This window comes from Microbacterium phyllosphaerae (genome assembly GCF_017876435.1).
Lineage (GTDB): Bacteria > Actinomycetota > Actinomycetes > Actinomycetales > Microbacteriaceae > Microbacterium > Microbacterium phyllosphaerae.
Window position 1 is genome coordinate 3,271,601 of record NZ_JAGIOA010000001.1, and the last position, 24,430, is coordinate 3,296,030.

At 69.7% G+C, this 24,430-nt stretch carries 18 protein-coding genes, 1 tRNA gene and 1 other RNA gene; 5 read left to right on the forward strand and 15 right to left on the reverse strand.

What is annotated here, in order from left to right:
• Position 1 precedes the first annotated feature (1 nt).
• From JOF42_RS15540 to ffs, 8 genes are all read right to left on the reverse strand, one after another.
• Positions 2 to 2,506 (reverse strand): glycoside hydrolase family 65 protein, encoded by a 2,505-nt coding sequence (locus JOF42_RS15540; RefSeq protein WP_210098655.1) that lies wholly within the window; start codon positions 2,504 to 2,506, stop codon positions 2 to 4.
• A complete protein-coding gene (locus tag JOF42_RS15545) occupies positions 2,503 to 3,294 on the reverse strand; it encodes an HAD family hydrolase (protein WP_307803622.1) in 792 nt (263 codons plus the stop codon). The genes JOF42_RS15540 and JOF42_RS15545 overlap by 4 nt, the downstream gene beginning before the upstream one ends.
• Before the next feature lie 102 nt (positions 3,295 to 3,396).
• Entirely contained in the window at positions 3,397 to 4,617 is a 1,221-nt protein-coding gene (locus JOF42_RS15550; protein ID WP_210098657.1) for an acetate/propionate family kinase, read from the reverse strand.
• Between the two features lie 9 nt (positions 4,618 to 4,626).
• On the reverse strand, positions 4,627 to 5,340 hold the full coding sequence (locus tag JOF42_RS15555; RefSeq protein ID WP_210098658.1) for a hypothetical protein: 714 nt from the start codon (positions 5,338 to 5,340) through the stop codon (positions 4,627 to 4,629).
• Between the two features lie 25 nt (positions 5,341 to 5,365).
• A complete protein-coding gene (gene pta / locus JOF42_RS15560; RefSeq protein ID WP_210098659.1) occupies positions 5,366 to 7,480 on the reverse strand; it encodes a phosphate acetyltransferase in 2,115 nt (704 codons plus the stop codon).
• A 61-nt stretch (positions 7,481 to 7,541) separates the two neighbouring features.
• Positions 7,542 to 8,231 (reverse strand): hypothetical protein, encoded by a 690-nt coding sequence (locus JOF42_RS15565; RefSeq protein ID WP_210098660.1) that lies wholly within the window; start codon positions 8,229 to 8,231, stop codon positions 7,542 to 7,544.
• A complete protein-coding gene (locus JOF42_RS15570) occupies positions 8,228 to 8,839 on the reverse strand; it encodes a rhomboid family intramembrane serine protease (protein ID WP_307803623.1) in 612 nt (203 codons plus the stop codon). The genes JOF42_RS15565 and JOF42_RS15570 overlap by 4 nt, the downstream gene beginning before the upstream one ends.
• Positions 8,840 to 8,882: 43 nt before the next feature.
• Positions 8,883 to 8,979: signal recognition particle sRNA small type (gene ffs / locus JOF42_RS15575), an RNA gene on the reverse strand.
• A gap of 50 nt (positions 8,980 to 9,029) precedes the next feature.
• Here ffs and JOF42_RS15580 point away from each other — a divergent pair.
• From JOF42_RS15580 to JOF42_RS15595, 4 genes are all read left to right on the forward strand, one after another.
• Positions 9,030 to 11,939: a DEAD/DEAH box helicase gene (locus JOF42_RS15580; protein WP_210098661.1), complete on the forward strand. Its 2,910-nt coding sequence runs from the start codon at positions 9,030 to 9,032 to the stop codon at positions 11,937 to 11,939.
• An 87-nt stretch (positions 11,940 to 12,026) separates the two neighbouring features.
• Positions 12,027 to 13,016 carry an AAA family ATPase gene (locus JOF42_RS15585; RefSeq protein ID WP_210098662.1) on the forward strand — a complete coding sequence of 330 codons (990 nt, stop codon included), beginning with the start codon at positions 12,027 to 12,029 and terminating at the stop codon, positions 13,014 to 13,016.
• Between the two features lie 15 nt (positions 13,017 to 13,031).
• Positions 13,032 to 14,249 (forward strand): DUF58 domain-containing protein, encoded by a 1,218-nt coding sequence (locus JOF42_RS15590; protein ID WP_210098663.1) that lies wholly within the window; start codon positions 13,032 to 13,034, stop codon positions 14,247 to 14,249.
• Positions 14,236 to 16,491: a transglutaminase TgpA family protein gene (locus tag JOF42_RS15595; protein WP_210098664.1), complete on the forward strand. Its 2,256-nt coding sequence runs from the start codon at positions 14,236 to 14,238 to the stop codon at positions 16,489 to 16,491. Before JOF42_RS15590 ends, JOF42_RS15595 begins: the two co-directional genes overlap by 14 nt.
• Before the next feature lie 77 nt (positions 16,492 to 16,568).
• Here JOF42_RS15595 and trhO read toward each other — a convergent pair whose 3' ends face one another.
• The gene (gene trhO, locus JOF42_RS15600; protein WP_210098665.1) at positions 16,569 to 17,459 is read right to left on the reverse strand and encodes an oxygen-dependent tRNA uridine(34) hydroxylase TrhO; all 891 of its coding nucleotides are present in this window, start codon (positions 17,457 to 17,459) and stop codon (positions 16,569 to 16,571) included.
• A gap of 9 nt (positions 17,460 to 17,468) precedes the next feature.
• Positions 17,469 to 18,347 (reverse strand): hypothetical protein, encoded by an 879-nt coding sequence (locus tag JOF42_RS15605; RefSeq protein ID WP_210098666.1) that lies wholly within the window; start codon positions 18,345 to 18,347, stop codon positions 17,469 to 17,471.
• Positions 18,348 to 18,592: 245 nt separating this feature from the next.
• On the opposite strand from JOF42_RS15605, the gene JOF42_RS15610 reads away from it, so the two are divergent.
• Positions 18,593 to 18,680 (forward strand) — tRNA-Ser (locus tag JOF42_RS15610).
• 208 nt (positions 18,681 to 18,888) lie between these two features.
• On the opposite strand, the gene JOF42_RS15615 is transcribed toward JOF42_RS15610, so the two are convergent.
• The 5 genes from JOF42_RS15615 to JOF42_RS15635 form a co-directional block, all read right to left on the reverse strand.
• Positions 18,889 to 19,488 (reverse strand): GNAT family N-acetyltransferase, encoded by a 600-nt coding sequence (locus tag JOF42_RS15615; protein ID WP_210098667.1) that lies wholly within the window; start codon positions 19,486 to 19,488, stop codon positions 18,889 to 18,891.
• A 30-nt stretch (positions 19,489 to 19,518) separates the two neighbouring features.
• Complete coding sequence (locus JOF42_RS15620; protein ID WP_245340825.1) at positions 19,519 to 20,154, reverse strand: phosphatase PAP2 family protein; 636 nt, start codon at positions 20,152 to 20,154, stop codon at positions 19,519 to 19,521.
• Positions 20,155 to 20,184: 30 nt separating this feature from the next.
• Positions 20,185 to 21,549: a multidrug effflux MFS transporter gene (locus JOF42_RS15625; protein WP_372443565.1), complete on the reverse strand. Its 1,365-nt coding sequence runs from the start codon at positions 21,547 to 21,549 to the stop codon at positions 20,185 to 20,187.
• A gap of 273 nt (positions 21,550 to 21,822) precedes the next feature.
• On the reverse strand, positions 21,823 to 22,974 hold the full coding sequence (locus tag JOF42_RS15630) for a cystathionine gamma-synthase (RefSeq protein WP_210098668.1): 1,152 nt from the start codon (positions 22,972 to 22,974) through the stop codon (positions 21,823 to 21,825).
• A 76-nt stretch (positions 22,975 to 23,050) separates the two neighbouring features.
• The gene (locus tag JOF42_RS15635) at positions 23,051 to 24,427 is read right to left on the reverse strand and encodes a cystathionine beta-synthase (protein ID WP_210098669.1); all 1,377 of its coding nucleotides are present in this window, start codon (positions 24,425 to 24,427) and stop codon (positions 23,051 to 23,053) included.
• Between the last annotated feature and the right edge of the window lie 3 nt (positions 24,428 to 24,430).

Genomic DNA, 24,430 nt, shown 5'->3' on the forward strand with positions numbered 1-24,430 from the left:
CTCAGTCGATCGGCTCGATCACCGGGATCGCTGTGGTGATGACGGGGACGGATGCCGACAGCCGCGTGCCGTCTTCGCGCAGTGCGTCGGCGAACTGGCGCAGCGACGGTCGGCCAGGGATCAGCGGTCCCTGGTCGTCCAGCGGCACGACGACCTCTTCCTCCGTGGTGGCCACGTACGCCACGTCGCGCACCGTGAACGGCACGGGGTCGCCCGTACGCACCTGCACGCGCAGAGCATCCTTCGTCAGAGTGATCTGCAGCGCAGACCCCTGCCACTGCAGCGGGTACGACAGCGAAGGCCAGTCGGCGGGGAGGCGCGGGTCGAAGCTGAGCTCGCCCGCATAGTCGCGCATGCCGCCGAATCCGCACACGAGAGCCGTCCACACGCCGCCGGCGGATGCGACGTGCACGCCGTCGGCCGCGTTGTGGTGCAGATCGTGGAGGTCGACGAACAGCGACTGCCGGAAGTACTGCAGCGCGAGGTCCTGGTATCCGACCTCCGCGGCCAGGATCGACTGCACGACCGCCGACAGCGTCGAGTCGCCTGTGGTCAGCGGGTCGTAGTAGTCGAAGTCGGCCTTCTTCTCTTCGGGCGTGAAGTGGTTGCCCTGCAGGAACAGGGCGAGCACCACGTCGGCCTGCTTGAGCACCTGGAACCGGTAGATCACGAGCGGGTGGAAGTGCAGCAGCAGCGGACGCTGCTCGGACGGGGTGTGCGCGAGATCCCAGACCTCGCGCTCGAGGAAGAGCGAATCCTGCGGGTGGATGCCGAGCCGCTCGCTGAACGGGATGAACATCGCATCCGCGGCGCGCTCCCAGCCCTCGGCCTCACCCTCGGCGAGACCGGTGCGCTCGACGACCCTGGCGAACTCCTCGCCGTTGGCCTCCTGCGCCTCGCGGACGACCTTCGCGGCATAGCGCAGGTTGTAGCGCGCCATCACGTTCGTGTACAGGTTGTCGTTCACGACGGTCGTGTACTCGTCGGGCCCTGTGACGCCGTGGATGTGGAACGTCTCGACCCCGTCGTCGGCCTGGGTGTCGGCCACCAGGCGCGACGTGCGCCAGAACCCGAGCGTCGCCCACAGCCGGGCCGTCTCGATCGCGATGTCGATGCCCTCGCGACGCAGGAAGTCATCGTCGCCGGTCGCTCGCACGTACTTGCCGAGAGCGAAGCTGACGTCGGCGTTGATGTGGTACTGCGCGGTGCCTGCGGCGTAGTACGCCGAGGCCTCTTCGCCGTTGATCGTGCGCCACGGGAACAGGGCGCCCGCCTCGTTCAGCTGCGCTGCCCGTCGACGGGCGGCCGGGAGCATCAGCGCCCGTGCGCGCAGCGCGTTCCGAGCCCACTGCGGCGACGTGTAGGTGAGGAACGGGAGCACGTAGATCTCGGTGTCCCAGAAGTAGTGGCCGCTGTACCCCGACCCCGAGACGCCCTTCGCCGGCACGCCGGTGCCGTCGGCACGGGCCGATGCCTGCGCGAGCTGCAGGAGGCACCAGCGGGTGGCCTGCTGGATGTCGTCGTGCTCGCCGATCTGCACGTCGCTGCGGGCCCAGAACGCCGCGAGCCACGCGGCCTGGCGGTCGAACTGCGCCTGGACGCCCTCGAAGGCGACGCGGTCGAGCGAGCGGCGGCAGCGGTCGACGAGCTCTCGAGCGGGCACGCCGCGTGAGGTGTGGTAGCTCACGAGCTTGGTGACCGAGATGGGCACACCGGCCTTCGCCTGCACGCGGAAGACGTTCTTCGAGATGTCCTCCTCGATGAGCGTGCGCGAGGTGTATTCGTTCTCGGTCTCGATGATGTGGTCGGCGACGACCGCCACCGTCATGCCCGATGCCGCGACCGAGTACGACAGAGCGGATCGGAGTCCGTCCTGCCAGTGCTCGGCGGGCTCGAGCACGCGCTCGGCGATCTTCTCGGCCTTGCGGGGGTCGAACCCGCCCTTCGCCTGGTTCGGTGTGCCCGCGTACACGCCGGCCCCGTCCTGACGGTTGATCATCTGGCAGCTGATCGTGACCGGTGCGTCGGCGTTCTCGACGACGACCTCGAGGCGGAGCACTGCGAGGTGTCGCTCCTCGAAGCTGACGATGCGCTCGTCGCGCATCCGCACGCGCTTGCCCGAAGGTGTCTCCCACACCACGACGCGCTCGAGCACGCCGGTGCGCATGTCGAGCGTGCGGCGGTACTCGCGCACGTCGGCCTCGTCGAACGAGATCGGCTCGTCGTCGACGTAGACGCGCATGACCTTGGCGTCGGGCGCGTTGACGATCGTCTGCCCGACCTCGGCGAAGCCGTACGCCTGCTCCGCGTGACGGATCGGCCACGTCTCGTGCAGGCCGTTGATGAAGGTGCCGTGCTCGTGCGCGCCGCGTCCTTCGATGTGGTTGCCGCGGAGTCCGAGATAGCCGTTGCCGACGCCGAACAGGGTCTCCCCCACTCCGTCTTCGGAGTAGCGCGTCTCGATGAGTCGCCAGGGGTCGACGGGGAAGCGGTCGCGGTCGATCATGCGGTCTCCTCGGAGTCGGAGTCGGAGCGGGGGGTGGAGTCGGTGGCCGTCGTGGCCTGGTCTGCGAGGAAGACGTCGAGGTCCTCGACGACGACGGTCGCCCCCGCGGCGAGCAGAGCCTCCGCTCCTGCGCCCCGGTCGACGCCGATGACCGTCGCGAACCCCGCCGCGGCGGCGGAGGCGGCACCGGAGGTGGCGTCCTCGACGGCGATGCTGTGCGCGGGGTCGACCCCGAGCGCCACGGCACCGGCGTGGAACATGTCGGCGGCGGGCTTGGAGGCGAGGTTCTCGCGCTCGGCCACGACCCCGTCGACCACGATGCGGAAGAACGAGCGGATGCCGGCGGCGGCCAGCACCTCTTCGGCGTTCTTGGAGCTCGACACGACGCCGAGCGGCACTCCTGCGGCGGAGAGCTTCTCGACGAGTGCGAGGGAACCCGGGAACGGTGCGATGCCCTCGGCACGCAGCGACTGGGCGAAGGCGGCGTTCTTGCGATTGCCGATTCCGCAGATCGTCTCGACCTCGGGCTCGTCGTCGACCTCACCCCACGGGATCTCGACGTTGCGGCTGCGCAGCAGGCTCGCGACGCCGTCGTAGCGCTTCTTGCCGTCGACGTAGTCGAAGTAGTCGGCGTCCGAGTACGGCGGGGTGATGTCCCAGCGCTCGAAGACGTCGTCGAACACGACCTTCCACGCGCGCATGTGCACCTCGGCCGTCGGGGTGAGCACGCCGTCGAGGTCGAACAGGACGCCTTCGGTACGGAGCGGATCGGGCAGGGCTTCGGGCACAGGAGCCTCCAGGAGAAGGACGAGGGGTTCCGGCACCTCTCCGTGCCACTGTGCAAGCGTAGTGCGGCACGGCATCGCCGGTAACCCCCGAGGGCGTGTGGATCAGAGCATGCGCGAGGTCTGTCTGGCGATCTCGAGCTCTTCATTCGTCGGTACCACGAGCACCGTGACGCGCGAGCCGTCGGTGGAGATCCGACGGATGCCTCGCTGTCGCTCCTCGTTGCGCGCGGGGTCGATCTCCACCCCGGCGAATCCGAGTGTCGCCATGGCCTCGGCACGCACGGCGGCGGCGTTCTCGCCGACCCCGGCGGTGAAGGAGATCACGTCGACCCCGCCGAGCTGGGCGATGTAGGCGCCGGCGTAGGCGCGCAGTCGGTGGATGTAGACGTCGAAGGCGAGTGTCGCCGCCTCGTCGCCGTCTTCACGCCCGGCGAGGATGTCACGCATGTCGCTGCGCCCGGCGAGCCCCTTGAGCCCGCTGCGGGAGTTCAGCAGCGCGTCGAGGTCGTCGATCGAGTAGCCGGCTCGACGGGACAGATGCACGAGGGCCGCGGGGTCGAGGTCTCCGGAGCGCGTGCCCATGACGAGGCCTTCGAGCGGCGTGAGCCCCATCGAGGTCTCGACCGAGCGGCCGCCGTCGATCGCGGTCACGGACGCGCCGTTGCCGAGGTGGAAGACGAGCTGACGGAGCGTCCCGATGTCGCGTCCGACGAACGTCGCGGCCGACTCGCTCACGAACTGGTGGCTGGTGCCGTGGAACCCGTAGCGGCGCACCCGGTGCGTCGCGGCGAGTTCGGCGTCGATCGCGTAGGTGTAGGCGGCGGCCGGCAGCGTCTGGTGGAACGCGGTGTCGAACACCGCCACATGCGGGACGTCGGAGAACACAGCACGTGCGGCGACGATCCCTGCGAGGTTCGCCGGGTTGTGCAGGGGGGCGAGCACCGCGAGTTCCTCGATCTGCTCCTCGACGTTTCGTGTGACGAGCGTCGGTGCATAGAACCTCGCGCCTCCGTGCACGACGCGGTGGCCGACGGCGACCGGCGGATGCTCGTCGAGCAGCGGCCCGTGCTCGGCGAACTGCTCCAGCATGACCGCGAAAGCGGCGTCATGATCGACGACGGGTCGCTCCGAGTCGTACGAGGCGTCGAGCATCGTCACGACGGCATCCGCCGTGGCATCCGGCCGCACCGTGTGACGGATCGCGCTGACGTCCTGGCCGATCCGCTCGATGAGGCCGGCGGCCAGCTCGTTTTCGTTCTCGATGTCGATCAGGCTGTACTTCAGCGAGGAGGACCCGCTGTTGATGACGAGGATCGCGCTCATGGCCGACGCTCAGGCCTTGATCGGCAGGACCTGGAGCGAGCCCTTGCCGGCGGCGTCCGGCGGGACGACGATCACGTAGGCGCCGTCTCCCTGGGCGGGCGCCGCGAGGATCGCCGGCGGGACCCCCGGGGCGAGGGCCGCGGCGCTCACGCCGGCGAGCACCTTCTGCTTGAGAGCGGCGGATGCGGCGGCCTTCGTGGCCTTCTTGTCGAGAGTGCCGAGGTACCCGGCGTAGTGCTGCGCGGCTGCCTCGAACTCGGCATCCGGAACACTGGGGTGCGAGATGAACGCGATCGCGACCTCGCTGTTGCCGTTCTTGACCTTGAGCCCGGGGAGCAGCTGACGACCGATCCATCCGCGCTGACGGTAGCTCTCGTACAGCCCAGCGCCCGCCTTGTCGCGGGTGGCGAAGTGCACGACGAGCAGGATGATGCCCAGCGGCAGCAGCACGATGGGGCCGTACACGTAGAGGAAGCGCCAGATCTCGCTGCGACCCGAACGGCTGCCGGTGAACTCGATCGCTCCGGCGTCGAAGAAGTAGCGGAACATGAGCGACCACTGCCAGTCGCTCGCGGACCCGAGCTGGAACAGATTCATGCCGATGCCGATCGCGCTCAGCACCAGCGAGGTGACCGCGACGCCGTAGATCGTCCTCTTCGGAGTCACGGCCTTGGCGAACCCCTCGGGTGTCGCGAGCTGCTGCTGGATCGAGGTAATCGTCATGCTGGAAAGCATAGGGGCGGCGTCGTCACTCGGCGGTCTGCGCCTGGATCGCCGTGATGGCGACCGTGTTGACGATGTCGTCGACGAGGGCTCCGCGCGACAGGTCGTTGATCGGCTTGTTGAGCCCCTGCAGCACGGGCCCGATCGCGACGGCGCCCGCCGACCTCTGCACAGCCTTGTAGGTGTTGTTGCCCGTGTTGAGGTCGGGGAAGACGAAGACGGTCGCCCGGCCAGCGACGGCCGAATCGGGCAGCTTGGCTTTGGCCACGGCGGCGTCGGCCGCGGCGTCGTACTGGATCGGACCCTCGACCAGCAGTTCGGGCGCACGCTCGTGCACGAGTGCGGTGGCGGCGCGCACCTTGTCGACGTCGGCACCGGACCCGGACTCCCCCGTCGAGTACGACAGCATCGCGATGCGCGGCTCGATGCCGAACTGGCGGGCGGTCGCGGCCGACGAGATCGCGATGTCGGCCAGCTGCTCGCTCGTCGGATCGGGGATGACCGCGCAGTCGCCGTACACGAGCACCCGGTCGGCGAGGGCCATCAGGAACACGCTCGAGACGACGTTCACACCCGGCTTGGTCTTGATGATCTCGAACGACGGACGGATCGTGTGCGCCGTGGTGTGCGCGGCTCCCGAGACCATGCCGTCGGCGAGGCCCAGGTGCACCATCATCGTGCCGAAGTACGAGACGTCGGTGACCGTGTCGGCCGCCTGTGCGACCGTGATGCCCTTGTGCGCACGGAGTCGCGCGTACTCGGTCGCGAAGCGCTCGACCATCTCGGGGTCGGTCGGGCTGATCACCTGCGCGGCGGTGATGTCGACGCCCAGCTCGACGGCGCGCGAGCGCACGGCCGACTCATCGCCGAGGATGGTCAGGTCGGCCACCTCGCGCGCCAGCAGCGTCGCCGCTGCGCGGAGGATGCGGTCGTCGTCGCCCTCGGGAAGCACGATGCGCCGACGGTCGGCGCGCGCCCGCTCGATGAGTCCGTACTCGAACATGAGGGGGGTGACCACCCGGGACTCGGCGAGGCCGAGCTGGGTGGTGAGTTCGGTGATGTCGACGTGGGTCTGGAAGAGCCCGAGGGCGCGGTCGTAGCGGCCCCGGGACTCGGGCGAGATGCGTCCGCGCGCCCCCATCACCCGCACCGCGGTGTCGTACGTGCCGAGATCGGTCGCGATGATCGGCACGGTCGACGTGAAGCCGTCGAGCAGCTGGACGATCGGATCCGGCAGCGGGAACGGGCCGTTCAGGATGATGCCTGCGACCCGCGGGAAGGTGCCCGACGCATCGGCGAGCAGCGTCGCCAGCAGCACTTCGGTGCGGTCTGCGGGGATCACCACCACCGATTCTTCGGTGAGGCGCGGGAGCACGTTCACCATCGACATCCCCGCGACGACGATCGTCAACGCCTCGCGCGCCAACCGGTCGGGATCGCCCTTGATCAGTCGGCCGTCGACGGCCGACAGGATGCCGTTGATCGACGGTGCGACCAGGGTACGGTCCTCCGGGATCGCCCAGACGGGCGTGGTCTTCTGCGGGCGCACCGCGGCGACCGCAGCCTCGATGTCGCCGAGTGCGTCGGGGTCGGCCCGGTTCACGGCCACAGCGAAGAGCTCGGCGCGCTCGGCGTCCAGCTCGGAGAGCGCGAGCGCGGCGATCTGTCCGACGGCCGCAGGCGTGCGGGCCGTGGTCGTGCCGAGCTGCTCGGCCTGACGCTGCTGGTCGCGGCCGCTGAGCACGAGGAGCACGGGGGCTGCGAGGTTCGCGGCGATCCTCGCGTTGTAGCCGAGCTCCGCGGGGCTCGCCACATCGGTGTAGTCGCTGCCGATGATCACCACGGCGTCGCACTGGGCCTCGACCGCCTTGTAGCGGGCCACGATGGTCGAGAGCGCACGGTCGGGATCGTCACGCACGTCGTCGTACGTCACCCCGATGCAGTCCTCGTAGTCGAGGTGCACGCCGTCATGCGCGAGCAGGAGTTCGAGCACGTCGTCGCGTTCGGTCACCGACCGGGCGATCGGACGGAAGACCCCCACCCGGGGCGAGACGCGCATCAGCGCGTCGAGCACGCCGAGCGCGATGGTCGACTTGCCCGTATGTCCTTCGGCCGAGGTGATGTAGATGCTCTTCGCCACAGCTCCACACTAGGTGCAGCTCCCCATGGACGCGCTGGGTTGACAGCCGTGCGAAACCCGCTCAGCAGGGGGTCGAGAGAGCCTCGACGACGGCAGTGGCATCAGCCGAGTACCGCGTGTAGTACGCCGGATCGAGATTGATCTGCACCCGGTGGATCGCGAGCGAGGGGTCGAGCGACTGCCAGTCGTGCACGCGTGCGAGTCGCTCGTAGAACAGCGTCGCGGCGGTCGCGGGATCCATCCGCTGCTCCGGGGTGCCCCACCAGTCCTGCTGCTGGAAGAGTCCGATGCTCGTCGTCCGACTACCGTCGGGGTTCGTGAATCCGCTCGTCTCCCAGTCGCCGTAGTCGATGTTGTGCAGGCTGCTCTCACCCATCGCCGTCATCACGCCGAGGATCTGACCGTCGCGGCCGAAGCCGAGCGCGGTGGCCGTCTGCATGATGGTCGCGGCATTCTCGAGCTGCTCACCCTGCCACCCCTCGATCCCGGCGTCGGGGTATGTGCTCGGATCGGTGATGCAGATCGCCAGCGGCTTCTCGTGGGCGAGTCCCAGCGGGATCAGCACCGCGGCGAGCGCGACGACGACCACCGCCGCGGCGGACCAGGCGATGCGCCGCAGCACCTTCAGCCGCTGCATCCGTCGCTGGGCACGGCGGCGCGGCGACATCCGGCGCGTGCGCGAGCGCGGACGACGGGTCGGTCGCCTGCGCGTGCGCGGCTTCGCGCGGCGCGATCCTCTGGTGACGCTCATCGGCGCCGTGTTCCGCCCCTGCCGACGAACGCGGCGAGGCCGCCGCCGATCGCGCCGAACAGGTGGGCCTGCCATGAGATGCCCTCACGCACCCCGACGACGCCGGCCAGCATGGACCCGCCGTAGAGTCCGATGACCACGAGGGCGATCACCGCATAGAGCACGCGGTGCGCCACTCGGCCGGGGGCGAACACCCGCATCAGGGTGTAGCCGAAGTATCCGAAGACGAGCCCGGAGGCGCCGACGGTCAGAGTTCCCGGCGCGTTGACGAGCCAGGTACCGAGGCCGCCGATCACGGCGGCGAACGCGGTCACCGCCCAGAAGCGACGCGGCCCTTCGACCGCGACGAGGCAGCCGAGCACGAGCAGGGGCACGGTGTTGCCGATCAGATGCGCCCAGTCGGCGTGCAGCAGGGGCCCGACGAGGATGCCGCCGAGACCGGAGAGATCCCAGGAGCGGAGCCCGAAGCCGGTGAAGGATCCGGGCAGGATCGCATCGGCGAGCTGGACGATCCACATGAGGGCGACCAGCAGGACAGGAGACGCGAACCGACCCAGAGCGCTCGAGCGCGGGGCGTCGGCGGTGCTCATCACGTCTGACCTTGTCACGTCACGATCCTGGCAGGACTGCCCCGGAGGACGCTGACAAAAAGAAAGTGACCCTCCGCGCACCCAGCAGAGCCCGGTTACCCTTGCTGCGTTTCCGCCCTGGGGGAATTGGCCTGGATGCCGCCACGCGGAGAGCCGTCGACAAGTCTAGCCGATGTCCGCCCGTGCTCTTTGACAGACTGGGCAGGTCATGGATCCCGCCACCGCCTCTCCCCTGTCGACGTGGCATTTCTCCGGCGCCCTGCGCACGTACCAGGCCGAGGTCCTCGACCGGCTCGAACCCGGCGGCGACGACCCGCTGCACATCGTGGCGCCCCCTGGCTCGGGCAAGACCCTGCTCGGCCTGCTGCTCGCCGCGCGCGAAGGGCATCGCGCGCTCGTGCTCGCACCGACCGTCACCATCCGTCAGCAGTGGCTGCGCACGGCGACCGAGCTGGCGCCTGAGGCGACAGCCGTCTCCGACGACCCCGATCGGATCGCCGACCTCACGGTCCTCACCTACCAGCTGCTCAGCGTGACCGGCGACGGGTCGCCCTTCGACGACCTCGCCCTCGCGGTCTGGACCGACGAGCTGGTCGCGAGCGGACGCACCGAGGCGGATGCCGCGACCTGGCTGGCCGAGCTCGCGGTCGACAACGCCGGCCGCTACCGCTCCGGCATCCGCAGCCGCACGCGGCGTCTGCGTTCACGACTCACGCGTCAGCGACCCGCCGAGCTCGCACGTGTGCTGCATCCGAACGCCGTCGCGCTCATCGACCGGCTCGTGGCGGCGGGCGTGCGCACCGTCGTGCTCGACGAGTGCCACCACCTGCTCGACCACTGGGCGATCGTCGTGGCGTACCTGGCCGGACGCATTCGCGAGAGGGGCATCGAGCCGACGCTGATCGGCCTGACCGCGACCCTGCCGTCGCCCGACGACGAGACCGAGTTCGAGAACTACAGCAACCTGCTCGGCGAGGTCGACTACGAGGTGCCGACCCCCGCCGTCGTCAAGGAGGGGCATCTGGCGCCGTATCGCGACCATGTGCTGTTCGCCGAGCCGACGCCGGCGGAGGCCACCTTCATCCGACGGCACGAATCCCTCCTGCACGACCTGATCAGGCAGGTGCTGTCGACCCCGGATGCGCTCGCCTACCTCGAGCAGCAGCTCCAACCCGACGACGCATCCGGCGAGGAGGAGGGCGACGCTGCGCTGGCGCGACTCGATCGCGCCTTCTCGACCGACTTCGCCCTCACGCGCTCGTGCGCCCTCGTGCTGCGAGAGGTGGCTCCGCAGCATCCGCTCGTCGCCGCGATCCCGCCCGTGCTGCTCGATCGCTACACCACCGACGACCTGCTGACGGTGCTGTCGCGGTTCGCCCATGCCCGGCTGCTGTCCGATCCGTCCGCCGTGCGTCAGTGGGAGTACGTGCGACGATCGCTCGCTGACTTCGGCTACGCGCTCACCGACCGTGGCATCCGCCGCGGACGCAATCCGGTCGAGACCACGCTGGCGTTCTCCGCGGCCAAGGACCACGCCGCCGTCGAGATCCTGCGCCGAGAGCTCACCGGCGACGACGGCGACAGGATCCGCGCGGTCGTCGTCACCGATTTCGTCGAGCACGGGAACAACCGAGGGCTGGCCGGGGATGCCCCTGCAGGCGCTCTGCGCACATTCGAGCTGCTCGCGGTCGACGCGGTCACCGCGCGGCTGCGCCCGGTGCTCCTCACCTCGCAGCACGTGCGCGTCCGCGCCGAGGATGCCGCCGACATCTCCCGTGGATTGAGCGATCTGCTCGGCGAGGCCGTCCGGGTCGCCGACGGAGTGGGCCCGGTGCGCGACCTGCAGCTGCGCGGTGCGGGGAGCGGGCGGGTGGTCGGGGCCGTGTCCGAGCTGATCCGGCGAGGAGACGTCCGCCTGCTCGTCGGCACCCGAGGACTCCTCGGCGAAGGGTGGGACTGTCCCTCGGTCAACACCCTCGTCGACCTCACGACCGTGGCCACATCATCGGGCACCCAGCAGCTGCGGGGGCGCACCCTGCGCCTCGACCCCGCGTGGCCCGAGAAGGTCGCGCACAACTGGTCGGTCGTGTGCCTGATCCCCTCCGACGTCGATCTCGACGACGGCTCCGAGTCCGCGCGGCTGCGTCGTCGACACTCGCACCTGTGGGGGCTGAGCGCCGACGGCGAGGGTCGGATCGTCAGCGGGCTCGGTCATGCCCTCGCCGCACCCGTCGTCGAGGCGTGGGAGCGCGTGCTCGACAAGGACCCCTCGACCACCATCGGTGACATCGACTCCCTCCTGCGTGACCAGTGGCGACCCCGCGCTCGGACCAGAGCCGAGTGGCGGATCGGCGAGCCGTACACGCCCCGTGAACGGGAGACGATCTCGATCCGGCGGACTCCGCGGGCGCCGCTGCTCCGCGCCCGGCAGACGGCGACCGCGGCTGCCGTCGGGGCAGCCGTCGCGGGAACCGCGACGGTCGGCGCCCTCGTCGCGGTGCTGGCCGTCTCCGGAGTCTCCCTCTCGCCACTCCTCGGGGTCGCACTCGCCCTCGGCGGAGGCGTCGTCGCGGCGACGGCATCCGGTCTGCGCATGCTTCTGCGCACCCTCCGCGATCGTGCGCGACCGGCCGAGGTCTATCGTTCGGCGGCGATCGCCGTCGTGCGCACGCTGCGCGAAGCGGGGCGCATCGCGCCCGTCGACGAATCCGCGATCACGGCGCGTCCTGACGAGGCGGACCCGACGCGCATCCGCATCGAGATCGGGGGCCGTGCGCAGGATGCCGTCCTTGTCGCCGACGCGGTGGAGGAGCTCTTCGCTCCCGTGCGCACACCGCGGTTCCTCCTGCGCATCGATGCGGCCGGCCTGCCGCGTCTTCGCGCGCTCGAGCGGCTGGCCGACCGTCTCTCCCCCGGTCGCACGCTGCTCGCCGTGCCGCGCATGATCGCCCGACGCCGCGGCGACGCCGAGCTGTTCCGCGCTCATTGGCAGTCGCAGATCGGCTCCTGCGCCCTGCACGAGCTGACCGGGGTGGAGGGCCTCGCCCTGCTGCGCCTCGCCCGCAGCGCCGACGATCGACTCGACGCGGCGGAGCCGAGAGCACGTGTCTGGGGCTGACCTGCGCGGGCTGTTCCCACCCCATCGGCAGGCAGCCGGGTTACGATCGGTTCACGCGCACCGCAGCGCTCACGTGAGAGGGAACGCATGCCAGAGAATCCGCCCCTGATCCCGACCGTCGTCGATGCCGAGCAGTTCGCCGCGCAGACGACGGCCATCGTCGAGTCCGTGGGACGGGTGATCGACGGAAAGCCGGATGCCGTGCGGAGCGCGCTCGTCTGCCTGCTCGCCGAAGGGCATCTGCTGATCGAGGACGTACCGGGCGTGGGCAAGACCATGCTGGCCCGCGCTCTGGCCGCGAGCGTGGATGCGACGGTTCGCCGCATCCAGTTCACCCCCGACCTGCTCCCCGGAGATGTGACCGGCGTGAGCGTCTACAACCCCGTCGATCGGGAGTTCGAGTTCAAACGCGGAGCCGTCTTCGCGCACATCGTGATCGCCGACGAGATCAACCGCTCGTCGCCCAAGACCCAGTCGGCGCTGCTCGAGGCGATGGAGGAGGGCCAGGTCACGGTCGACGGATCGACCCACATGCTGCCCGATCCCTTCCTCGTGGTCGCGACGCAGAACCCCCTCGAGATGGAGGGGACGTACGCTCTCCCCGAGGCGCAGCGGGACCGGTTCATGATGCGCATCTCGATGGGCTACCCGGATGCCGCAGCCGAAGCCCTCATGCTCCGCCAGCGCGACACGGTCAACCCGCTCGCCTCGGTGCGGGCCGTGGCCGATGCGGCGTCGGTGTCGGGGCTGATCGCCTGGGCGCGCTCCGTGCACGTCGCCCCCGCCCTCGAGGAGTACACGGTCGCCCTCGCGCAGGCCACTCGCGCCGATCCCAACCTGCATCTCGGCGCGAGCCCCCGGGCGACGCTCCAGCTGATCAGGGCGGCCAAGGTGTGGGCGGCTCTCGACGGACGCGACTTCGTGATCCCCGATGACGTCACCGCTCTGCTCATCCCCGTCTTCGCCCACCGTCTGCTGCCCGCCCGCGGAGCGCACCGGGCCGGCGCCCAGCCCATCGAGGCCGCGCTCCGTCAGATCGTCGAGCGCGTGCGCGTCCCCGTGACCGCGCGTTCCTGACCCGCCCGGCTCACCATGCCCCGTCGTCGAACCCTCACCCTTCGGGGCACCGGTGCGCTCGTGGCCGGTGTCGGCTGCCTCATCGCGGCGAACATGCTGGGGGCGCAGATCCTCCTCTACATCGGTGTGCTCCTGCTCGCGGTCACGGTCTTCTCGATCCTCGCCGTGCGGCTTCCTCGACGCTCCGGTTCGGTCGCACGGCAGATCTCGACCGACCTGCTGACGGTCTCCGAGACCTCGCGGGTCACCCTGCGCGTCACCCTGAGGGCACTGCGCGTGCCCCGAGGGCTCTGGCGAGACGTGCTGCCCGATGCCGTCAGCGGCGACTCCGCCGGCGAGTACCCGCCCGAGACGGGGCAGCTGAGTTATCTGATCACGGGCGTGCGGCGGGGTGTCTGGCCGATCGGCCCGCTGGTGCTCCGCACGGTCGATCCGTTCGGACTCGCGCAGCGCGAGCAGGCGTTCGGCGAGACCCGTACCGTGACCGTCGTGCCCGAGGTGTTCACCCTCGCCCCGCTCACCGTCAAGGTCGGCGCGGCCGGGGGCACGGCCCAGACCTCGTCGAGCCGATTGGGTCAGGGCAGCGACAACCTCTCGCCCCGCCGATACATCCCCGGCGACTCCATGCGCCGCATCCACTGGCGGGCGACCGCGCACCGCGGCCAGCTGATGGTGCGGCAAGAAGAGGAGGAGTCGAGTCCGGATGCCCTCGTCATCCTCGACCGCAGCGCCGCCCGGTGGGCTCGGCCCGGCGACGCGGCCGACCCCGCCTTCGAGACCGCCGTCTCGATGTGCGCCTCGGTGGCCGTGCATCTCGTGCAGGAGGGCTACGGCGTCGACGTGATCGACAGCGCGGGCACTCTCCTCGGCGCCCTCCGCGGTCACGAGGACGACCGAGACGGTCTGCTCGTCGCCCTCGCCCTCGTGGCGCCTCGGGGCGACGCCCGCGACATCACGACCCTGATCGGCGGCACCCCTCCCGGCCCCCTGGTGTACATCACCGGAGAACTCGATGAGGAGGATGCCGCGCTGCTGCGGCCCTCGGGGGCAGCAGCGCCGATGCTCTTCGCCACCGCGCCGCTGCCCGGCGCCGTGGAGGCCGCCGTGCAGCACGGCTGGCGGGTCGCAACGCTCGGCGACGACGTGACCGAGTCGTGGGAAGACGTCCTGCCCGACCGGGTCGGGCTGGGGCCCGCCGAATCGCAGCGAGGAGCGACCGATGTCGCGCGCTGACCGTACGGCTGAACGCGCCTCCCGCCTGTCGTGGCACCGCGAGCATGAGCTGCCCGCCGGCACCGTCCTGCCGTCGGTGCTGGCCGCGGCCGCCGGACTCGTCGCGATGTGGCCGTACACCTCCGTCATCGAACCCGGCACCTGGTCGTTCGCCGTGCTCGCGGTGATCGTCGTGACGGCGCTCACCGGCATGTCGGTGCGCACGCTGATGCGCCGCCGGGCCGCCTGGGTGCGCGATCTCGCCACGATCGGTGTGCAGATCCTGGTCGCGGTCGGCACGGTCGTGCTGCTCGTGGCGGGTGACACCGCGGTCTTCGGGGTGATCCCCACCGATGCGACGGTCTTCACCTTCCAGACGCTCGCCGCCGCCGCATGGGAAGAGGTCGCCTTCGGCGCCGCCCCCATCGCGGCCTCCCCCGGACTCGAGGCCGTGATGGGCATCGGCTTCGCCGTGGTCGCGATCCTGCTCGATCAGCTCGTGGCGCAGCGCGGGGCGATCCTCGCGATCCTGCTGACGGGCGTTGTCGGATCCGTGCCGATGATCGTCACCCTCGGGGGCGTGAACATCGTCTGGTTCGTCATGCTCGGCATCCTGATCCTCGTGCTGCTGCGCTACACGGCGGCGCAGGACTCCGAGTCCCCCCGGCGCACGTCGACGGCCGTCGCCGCCGGAGTCGGGGTCGCGGCGCTCGTGGCGACCGTGATCGTGGCCCCCGTCCTGCCGGTGTCCGCCAGCCTCGCCGGCACCGGAGTGGGCGTCACGGTCGACGCCTCGCTGCGTCTCGGCGACGACCTGCGTCAGCCGAACCCGGTCGAGGTGCTCACGGTGGCGACGACCGCCGACACCGCCCCTTACCTGCGGCTCACGACGCTCTCCGACTTCGACGGACGGGTCTGGGAGCCGGACAGAGGCGACCTGCAGTCGCAGAGCGACGGATTCGGCCCCGAGGAGTGGACCGACGACATCGACACCACCGATCAGAACACGTCGATCAGGGTCATCCGCATGTCGAGCTCGTGGCTCCCCGTGCCCTATCCGGCCACGAGCGTGCAGGGCGCCCCCTCGAGCTGGAGGGTGAGCCCCGAGAACCGCACGCTCGCATCGCGGAGCGCGGATGCCGTCGGCAACGACTACACGGTGCGATCGGTCGAGGTGTCTCCCACCCTCGAGCAGATCCGCGCCCTCCCCGCCGCCGAGCCGGTCGTCGACCCCGACGCCGAGCCGGTGGATCTGCCGGAGGTGATCGGCGTCACGGCCGCCGAGGTCACCGCAGATGCAACGAACGACTACGACCGGCTGATCGCGCTGCAGTCGTGGTTCCGCAGCCAGTTCGAGTACTCGCTCGACACCCCCGTCGATGAGGGTTTCGACGGCACCGGGGCTGATGCCGTGGCGCAGTTCCTCGAGGTGAAGTCGGGCTACTGCATCCACTTCGCCGGCGCGTTCGCCCTCATGGCCGAGAGCCTCGACATGGATGTGCGCATCGTCGTCGGATACCTTCCCGGCGCACTGACCGACAACACCCGTGGCGCCGAGGCCGTGTACTCGGTCTCCAGCGACCAGCTGCACTCGTGGCCCGAGGTGCTCTTCCCGGGCATCGGATGGGTGCCGTTCGAGCCGACCGCATCGCTCGGCGTGCCCACCGCTTTCGCCGCCGGCTCGACCACCGGAGGCAGCTCCGGCGGCTCCACGCCGACTGCTCCGAGCGCCACGCCGAGCGCCACGTCGACGTCCGGGCCGGACATCGAGCGAGAGGATGCCGGCGACAACGCCTCGTCGAACGCAGAGCTGCGCCGCCTGGATCCCACCCCCGTGATGCTGGTGACGATCGGTGTGCTGGTCCTGCTGCTGCTCCCCGCTCTGATCCGTCTGTCCGTCGGGGCTGCTCGCCGAGGTCGGGCTCGGCGAGGAGACGCGGCGGCGGCGTGGGAGGAACTCCGCGCCACGGTGCAGGATCTCGGACTGCCGCTGTCGGATGCGGAGACTCCCCGCATGCGCGGCGACGATCTGATCAGGGACAACGGGGTGGATGCCGGTGCGATGCGCCTCCTGGTCGATGCGATCGAGCGTGCCAGCTATGCACGGCCCTCGGACGATTCGAGCGACGACCTCGCCAGCCCCCTCGGCGACGTGATCGCCGGGTTGCGCCGAAGTGTCGACGGCCGTACCCGCGTGGTGGCGTTACTGCTTCCCCGCTCGCTCTTCGTCAGTCGTCGAGCGGACGCAACGCTGACCACCTGACCGTGGGATCGTGTCGCGCTCCTCGGGAGCGAGCGGCATGGTTCCCGCGCGCTCGTCGTGCGTGAGGCCGCCTCGGCTCAGGCCGCGTGCTGCTCGCAGCGCACCGCGTCGCACGATTCGCAGACGACGAACTGCGTGCGACACGACAGATCGGGGCAGTTGGCGGTGCGCTTGGTCGCGACACCGCATCCGACGCACTCGCCGATGACGGCGGCGTGATCCGAGAAGTCGACGGATCCGCGCTTGTCGAAGACGTAGAGCGACCCGTCCCAGAGGCCGTCGTCGCCGTACTTCTCGCCGTAGCGGACGATGCCGCCCTCGAGCTGGTACACCTCGCCGAACCCGCGAGCCGTCATGAGGCTCGACAGAACCTCGCACCGGATGCCGCCGGTGCAGTACGTGACGACCGGCTTGCCTTTGAGGTCGTCGTACTCGCCGGAGTCGAGCAGCTGCACGAAGTCGCGGGTGGTCTCGGTGTCGGGCACGACGGCTCCGCGGAAGCGGCCGATCTGCGCCTCGAGGGCGTTGCGCCCGTCGAAGAACACCACGTCATCCCCGCGTTCGTCCATGAGTTCGTGGAGCTGCTCGGGCGTGAGTCGCGTGCCGCCACCGACCACACCCTGCTCATCGACGCGCAGTTCGCCGGGTGCTCCGAACGACACGATCTCGTCGCGCACCTTCACGCTGAGCTTCGGGAAGTCGAGGCTGCGCCCGTCGGCGTCGACCCCCGTTCCCTCGCTCCACTTGATGTCGGCGTTCTTGAACGAGGCGTACGACCGGAAGGATCTGGCCCACTTCTTGAGAGACAGCAGGTCGCCCCCGAGCGTGCCGTTGACACCGTCTTTCGAGATCAGGAGTCGGCCACGGAGTCCCAGTGCCTCGCCGAGGTCTCGCTGCCACACCCGGATCGCTTCGGGGTCGGCGAGCGGGGTGAAGACGTAGAAGAGGACGATCTTGGGGGTTGCCACCCAGAGATTTTACGTCGTGTGAGCGCCTCCTCCGCGCCGAAGCGGCATCCGGGTGCCGAGCAGACGGCCGACATGTCGGTGGATCGCGGGCACGAGCTCGCCGTGCTCCCCGGCGTCGGCCCTGGTCAGCAGCTTCGTCAGCACGTAGAGCTGAGAGATGACACCGCCCTCTGTCTCGAGGTCGCGACGGAACCGGCGGGCGATCTGTTCGGCGACGTGCGGCACTGCCAGCGAGTGGCCGAGCAGGAATGCGGCGTCGTACCCCTGCGGAGCGAGACCCCACGACTCCCAATCGGCGATCGCGAACGGCTCGCGGTGGAGGTTGTTCCAGTGCAGGTCTCCGTGGCTCGGCCGCCAGTCACGCTCATCGATGTCGAGATCGACGCCGAAGAACACCGTGATCCGGCGGCGCATGATCTCGGAGTCGAGCAGTGTGCGGTCGGTCGCCGTCGCGGAGACCCTGTCGAGGCTGCGCTCGAGCTCGACCCACCATGCCTCGTCGAGCCCGGGAGTGCGCTGGAGTACCGCGGTCGGCGCGCACGCGCGCCCGGGGAGCAGACTCATGAGCTCGGCCCGGTAGACCAGCGGCCCCTCTTCCCACGCGCGCACATCGAGCAGCCGAGGCTTCTCGACCCCTGCGATCGTCGCGGCATCGTGATTGCCCGTCCACCACGCGCTTCGCGCCCAGCCGCGGCGAGCCCACACCACGCGCAGCCAGTGTCGCGTGCCCGCACGCTCGACCACGGAGCCGATCGAGCGGTCACGCCAGCCAAATCGCACCCGCCCGATCGCGTCGAGGCCGAAATCGACGAGTGCGCGTGAGTGCGCCATGCGCAGCGCTGTGCGCACCGCGGTGCTGGTCGATGCCGCCGTGTCGACTGTCGTCATGGATGTCCTCTCGAGGTGGGCGCCGAATCACGGCAGGGGGCCGACGTTGTGGCCCATACCGAGTACAGGGGGGCGAGTCATATGAGCGCACAACGTCGATGAATGAAGACTATGAACGCGCTGCGCGCGAGCGCAAGGCATCATTGCATCGCATACCGGTGCGACGGCATCCCCGCGCTGACGGTGCCGAGCACTCTGGTCAAGGGCACTCGACGCGATCGGATAGACTGTTCAGGTTGTTCCTTGGTGACGTGTCCGAGCGGCCGAAGGAGCACGCTTGGAAAGCGTGTGTTGTGCAAGCAACCGCGGGTTCGAATCCCGCCGTCACCGCCAAAAAAGCTAGAGGGTCTCCGCGCCAGCGGGGGCCCTCTAGCTTTTTTATCGAGCGCTGGGGATTCGGGGAGGAGCGAGCGCAGCGAGCACCGGAGTCCCGCCGTCACCGCCAAAAAGCACGAAGGGTCTCCGCGCCAGCGCGGGCCCTTCGTGCTTTTTCATCGAGCACTGGGGATTCGGGGAGAAGCGAGCGCAGCGCTGCTGGCCCTCAGCCGAATTTCACTCCATAGCTCTGTCCGCCGGGATCGGCCGGCAACGGTGTCATGCCCAGACGCTCATAGAAGGCGGCGGCGCCGGTGTTGTTCGGGTCCATGCCCAGGTGCAACCCCGACACTCCGCGGCGGGTGAGCTCGGCGAAGAGCGTCTCGATGAGTCGGCGTCCGAGCCCCTGCCCCTGCGTCTCGGGCAGCAGGTCGATGTGCAGATGGGCGGGGTACTCCGCTGCGTTCGCGTTGCGCCCTGGCCCCTGGCTGTACCCGTGCTCGATCATCCGCTCCTCGCGAGTCGTGGGCTCGGCTGCACGCGGATACCGCTCCTGCCGAGTCGGCCACCACTCGTCACGGAACCAGGTCGCGAAAGCCTCGGTGTCATCGGTCGCGACGATGTAGCCGATCACGCGCTCGTCATCGGCCTCGACCACCCACGCGAGATCCGGATGCCGCTCGACGTACGGCACGGCGAACAGATCACCCCACAGCGAGTCGTCCGAGAGGATCCCCGTCGCGTCGGCTCCGGCATCCGCGGTCCTGGTGCAGATGTCGTACATCGCGGTGCGGTCTGACGGGCGATACGGGCGGATGCGCGACACTGCTGCTCCTCGAAGAGATGGGGGGTTCCGTCAGCCTATCGGCGCGACCGCCGGGTCCTCTCTCGCCTTCCTGCTCACCCACGGCAACAGCCAGGCCCCGAGCACGAGCACCACTCCCGCGCCCACGAGCGCGCCGCCGATCGTGTCGGTGGCCCAGTGCACCGAGAGCAGTGTGCGCGAGACCGCCATCGCGATGATCCAGAGGATGCCGAGCAGGGCGGTCCACACCCGCGGGAACACCAGCCACAGCACCACGGCGATCGTCGCGGCGTTCGCCGTGTGCCCCGAGGGGAAGGATCCGAAGTCGCTGAGCACGATCATGTCCTCGGGCCGCGCGCGTCCGAACAACTGCTTCAGCAGCTGCACGGCGCCGGCGCTCGCGAGGAATGCCGCGGCGGCGAAGACCGCCGCCTGCCATCGTCGAGCGATCAGCAGCGCGATGATCACGAGGAGCGGCACGACGAGGATCGCGACGATCCCGCCGCCGATGTCATTGAGGATCAGGGCGAACGACAGCATCCAGTCGGCGCGGTTCTCGATGACCTCGCTGTTCCACCAGGTGTCGAACCCCGGCGGCTCGGTGTACCCGAACACGATCGCCGCTCCGAGGGCCGTCGCCGCAGCGAGCATCCCTATTCCCCACCACAGCAGCGTGCGTCGTCTCATCGCACCATTCTGCCGGTCGGACGCTGAGAATCAGGGAGCGAGCATGCCGACAGTCCGAGGACGCACGATCAGCCAGAGCGACAGCACGCCGATCGCCGCGCATCCGACCATCACCGAGGCCATGGTGGTCGCGGTGATTCCGGCCCCATGCGAGATCCATCCGACGACCGGGGAGATGAGCCCCGCGACGCCGAAGTTCGTGGCTCCGATCACGGATGCCGCGGTTCCCGCCGCCTTGCCGTGCCGGTCGAGAGCGAGCACCTGCACGTTCGGGAACGTGAATCCGCAGGCCGTCATGAACACGAACAGCGGGATGACCGTGCCCCACAGGCCGAGGCCGAGCTGGTCGGTCACGATGATGGCGGCCCCGGCGAGCAGCAGCACGGCCGTCGAATAGGCCATGACCCACTGCGGGCCGAATCTCGCGGCGAGCCGCGAGGCCGTCTGCACCCCGGCGACGACGCCGAGCGAGTTGACCGCGAACAGCAGTCCGTACTGCTGCGCATCGAGCCCGTGCGTCTGCTGGAACAGGAACGGCGACGCCGACAGGTACGAGAAGAGACCCGAGAACGTCATGCCGCCGATGATCAGCACGCCGATGAAGACCCGGTCGGAGAAGACCGAGCGGTAGCGCTGCAGAACGGTCGACCCGCCCTTCTCCTGGCGACGGGCGACGGGAAGGGTCTCGGGGATGAACACCACGGTCGACACCAGCATCACGACGCCGTAGAGGGCGAGCACCACGAAGATCCCCCGCCAGGGCATCAGGGTGAGCAGCCACGACCCGATCAGCGGTGCGATCACCGGGGCGACGCCCGACACCAGGGCGAGACGCGACAGCATCACGACCAGACGGCGACCTCCGAACAGGTCGCGCACGATCGCCATGGCGACGACGCCACCGGCGGCGGCGCCGACACCCATCAGCACGCGCGCGCCGCTGAGCAGCGGCAGCGTCGGCGCGTAGGCGGCGGCCACGCTGGCCAGCACGTGCAGGGCGGTCACGACGATGAGCGGGATGCGCCGGCCGACCTTGTCACTCAGAGGGCCCACGACGAGCTGCCCGAGGGCGAAGCCGATCATGGTGCCGGTCAGAGTGAGCTGGATCGCCGCGGCCGTGGTCTCGAAGTCCTGCTCGAGCACCGGGAACGCGGGCAGATACAGGTCGATCGTGAACGGGCCCAGCGCCGTGAGTGCGCCGAGCAGCACGATGTACAGCGCGCGACGACCGTTCGAGATCGAGTCACCGGGGTGCAGCATGATCGGCGCGGTGGCCGGGTTCGATCCGAGGGTGCGGATGGCGCCCGTCGGCGACGGGATGCGGATGCTGCCGGTGGCGGTCCGCTCAGGAACGGGGCTCGTCTGGCGGGGGTCAGTGTATGGAGCGTCGGGCACGACGGTCCTTCCGGAGTTCGAGGGGGGGATGAGATCGAGTCGCGAGAGCGGTCGGATCGTCGAGGAGTCTCGAAACGATTCGATCCGGGCGAAGTCTCCATGGTACAGCCCCGCCGGACCACGCACGCGGCCCGACGAACACCCGCGCAGCCCGGATCACTCACACCTGCAGGCCGAAAATGACGGATGCAGGCCGAAACGCGCGGTTTCGACCTGCATCCGTCGTCTGACCATGCATCCGTGCGACCTCGGCGCGCGGATGCGGGTCCGGAGTCAACCCAGGCGCGCGAGTCCCTGCTCGAGATCCGCGATGAGGTCGTCGACACCCTCGATGCCGACCGAGAGACGCACGACGTTCTCGGGCACGGCGAGGGCCGTTCCGCGCACCGAGGCGTGGGTCATGTCCGGCGGGTAGCCGATCAGCGACTCGACTCCGCCGAGCGACTCGGCCAGCTGGAAGAGCTCGGTCGACTCCGCGAAGGCCTTGGCGGCCGCAGCCCCCGCCGAGAGGCCCAGCGAGAGCATCCCACCGAATCCGCTCATCTGCCGTGCGGCGACGTCGTGGCCGGGGTGCGAGGCGAGCCCCGGGTAGTACACGGTCGCGAACTCGGGGCGTGCCGCGGCCCACTCGGCGATCGCCTGCGCGTTCTCGGAGTGCTGACGCACCCGCACCGCGAGGGTCTTGATGCCGCGGGTCGTGAGCCAGGCGTCGAGCGGGGCCGAGACGGCACCGACCGCGAACTGCTGGAACTTGATCTGCTCGAAGAAACGGTCGTCGCCGAAGACCACGGCGCCGCCGAGCACATCGGAGTGCCCGCCGAGGTACTTGGTGGTCGAGTGCACGACCAGGTCGGCACCGAGCGAGAGCGGCTGCTGCAGCGCGGGAGACGCGAAGGTGTTGTCGACGACCGCGATCGCCCCGGCCGCGTGCGCGATCTCGGCGACGAGAGCGATGTCGACGATCTTCAGCAGCGGGTTGCTCGGCGTCTCGATCCAGACGATCTTCGTCTCGGGGCGGATCGCCGCGCGCACCGCGTCGACGTCGGACAGCTCGACCGTCGTGAAGTCGATCCCCCACGGCGAGAGCACACGAGCGAAGAGACGGTAGGTGCCGCCGTAGACGTCGTTGCCGAGCACGACGTGATCGCCGGGCTTCAGAATGCCGCGCAGCAGCGCGTCCTCGGCGGCGAGCCCCGACGCGAAGGAGAGCGCGTTCGCCCCGCCCTCGAGAGCGGCGAGCTGCGTCTCGAGCGACGAGCGCGTCGGGTTTCCCGCGCGGTTGTACTCGTACCCGTCGCGGAATCCGCCGATGCCGTCCTGCACGTGCGTGGACGCCTGGTAGATCGGCGGGATGATCGACCCCGTGGTCGGGTCAGGCGCCTGACCTGCGTGGATGGCTCGGGTGGCGAAAGCATGCTCGGACATGTGTCTCAGCCTACGTCCGCCCCACCCCGGGCATCCGCCCCTGTTACGCCCGGCGTCGGTGCCCCGCTGCCCGGCGTCAGCGCGAGATGTACGAGAGCAGGTCCTGCCGGGTGAGCACGGTGTGCGGCTTGCCGTCCATCGTCACGAGAAGCGCGTCGACGTCGGCGAGCGCCGCGCGGGCCTGCGCGATCGGAGCATGGATGCCGATCAGCGGCAGCCGCTCCCCCACGTGAGCGCCCACGGCATCCGCCGGTTTCGCGTCTCCGCGGAAGAGCAGGTCGAGCAGCCCCTTCTCGTCCACCGTGCCGACGACCTCGCCCATCATCACAGGAGGCTCGGCGCTCAGCACCACCAGCTGCGAGACGTCGTACTCGGTCATCATGCCGATGGCCTCGAGCACGGTGTCGGTCGGGTGCGCATGCACGAGATCGGGGATGCCCTCTCCGAGTCGCGAGGAGCGCGCGGTCAGCACGTCGGCGACCGTCTCGCCCTCCTCCACCTCGCTGAATCCGTACGACCGCATCCATCCGTCGTTGAAGATCTTGCTCAGGTAGCCGCGACCGCCGTCGGGCAGGAGCACCACCATCACGGCATCCGCGGGCAGCTCCCGGGCGACGCGCAGCGCGCCGACCACGGCCATACCGCTCGACCCGCCGACGAGGATGCCCTCTTCGCGGGCGAGGCGGCGGGTCATCGCGAACGACTCGGCGTCGCCGACCGCGACGATCTCGTGCGGGATCTTCGGGTCGTAGGCGCCGGGCCAGATATCCTCGCCGACCCCCTCGACGAGATACGGACGCCCGGTGCCGCCGCTGTAGACGCTGCCCTCGGGGTCGATCCCGACGATGCGCACGCGGTCGTCCGAGATCTCTCGCAGGTACCGTCCGGTGCCCGTGATGGTGCCGCCGGTGCCGACGCCCGCGACGAAGTGGGTGATGCGCCCGTCGGTGTCGCGCCAGATCTCGGGGCCCGTGGTCTCGTAGTGGCTGCGCGGGCCGTTGGGGTTCTCGTACTGGTTGGGCTTGAACGCCCCGGGGATCTCACGAGCGAGCCGATCGCTGACGCTGTAGTACGACTCCGGGCTGTCGGCTGCGACCGAGGTCGGAGTGACCACGACCTCGGCACCGTACGCGCGGAGGACGTCGATCTTGTCCTCGCCCACCTTGTCGGGCAGCACGAAGACGCACTTGTAGCCGCGCTGCTGGGCGACGAGTGCCAGCCCCACCCCGGTGTTGCCGCTCGTCGGCTCGACGATCGTGCCACCAGGCTTCAGCTCACCCGATGCTTCGGCGGCGTCGATGATGCGCGAGGCGATGCGGTCCTTCGCGGATCCGCCGGGGTTGAGGTATTCGAGCTTCACGAGCACCGTGCACTCCACGCCCTCGGTGACGTGCTGGAGCTTCACGAGGGGCGTGTCGCCGACGAGGTCGACGATGGAGTCTGCGTACTTCATGTT

What these genes read in the sequence shown, in the direction of transcription:
- JOF42_RS15540 (WP_210098655.1), bottom strand. Translation starts at nt 2,506, where the DNA reads ATGATCGACCGCGACCGCTTCCCCGTCGACCCCTGGCGACTCATCGAG.
- JOF42_RS15550 (WP_210098657.1), bottom strand. Translation starts at nt 4,617, where the DNA reads ATGAGCGCGATCCTCGTCATCAACAGCGGGTCCTCCTCGCTGAAGTAC.
- JOF42_RS15555 (WP_210098658.1), bottom strand. Translation starts at nt 5,340, where the DNA reads ATGACGATTACCTCGATCCAGCAGCAGCTCGCGACACCCGAGGGGTTC.
- JOF42_RS15565 (WP_210098660.1), bottom strand. Translation starts at nt 8,231, where the DNA reads ATGAGCGTCACCAGAGGATCGCGCCGCGCGAAGCCGCGCACGCGCAGG.
- JOF42_RS15580 (WP_210098661.1), top strand. Translation starts at nt 9,030, where the DNA reads ATGGATCCCGCCACCGCCTCTCCCCTGTCGACGTGGCATTTCTCCGGC.
- JOF42_RS15585 (WP_210098662.1), top strand. Translation starts at nt 12,027, where the DNA reads ATGCCAGAGAATCCGCCCCTGATCCCGACCGTCGTCGATGCCGAGCAG.
- JOF42_RS15590 (WP_210098663.1), top strand. Translation starts at nt 13,032, where the DNA reads ATGCCCCGTCGTCGAACCCTCACCCTTCGGGGCACCGGTGCGCTCGTG.
- JOF42_RS15595 (WP_210098664.1), top strand. Translation starts at nt 14,236, where the DNA reads ATGTCGCGCGCTGACCGTACGGCTGAACGCGCCTCCCGCCTGTCGTGG.
- JOF42_RS15605 (WP_210098666.1), bottom strand. Translation starts at nt 18,347, where the DNA reads ATGACGACAGTCGACACGGCGGCATCGACCAGCACCGCGGTGCGCACA.
- JOF42_RS15620 (WP_245340825.1), bottom strand. Translation starts at nt 20,154, where the DNA reads ATGAGACGACGCACGCTGCTGTGGTGGGGAATAGGGATGCTCGCTGCG.
- JOF42_RS15630 (WP_210098668.1), bottom strand. Translation starts at nt 22,974, where the DNA reads ATGTCCGAGCATGCTTTCGCCACCCGAGCCATCCACGCAGGTCAGGCG.
- JOF42_RS15635 (WP_210098669.1), bottom strand. Translation starts at nt 24,427, where the DNA reads ATGAAGTACGCAGACTCCATCGTCGACCTCGTCGGCGACACGCCCCTC.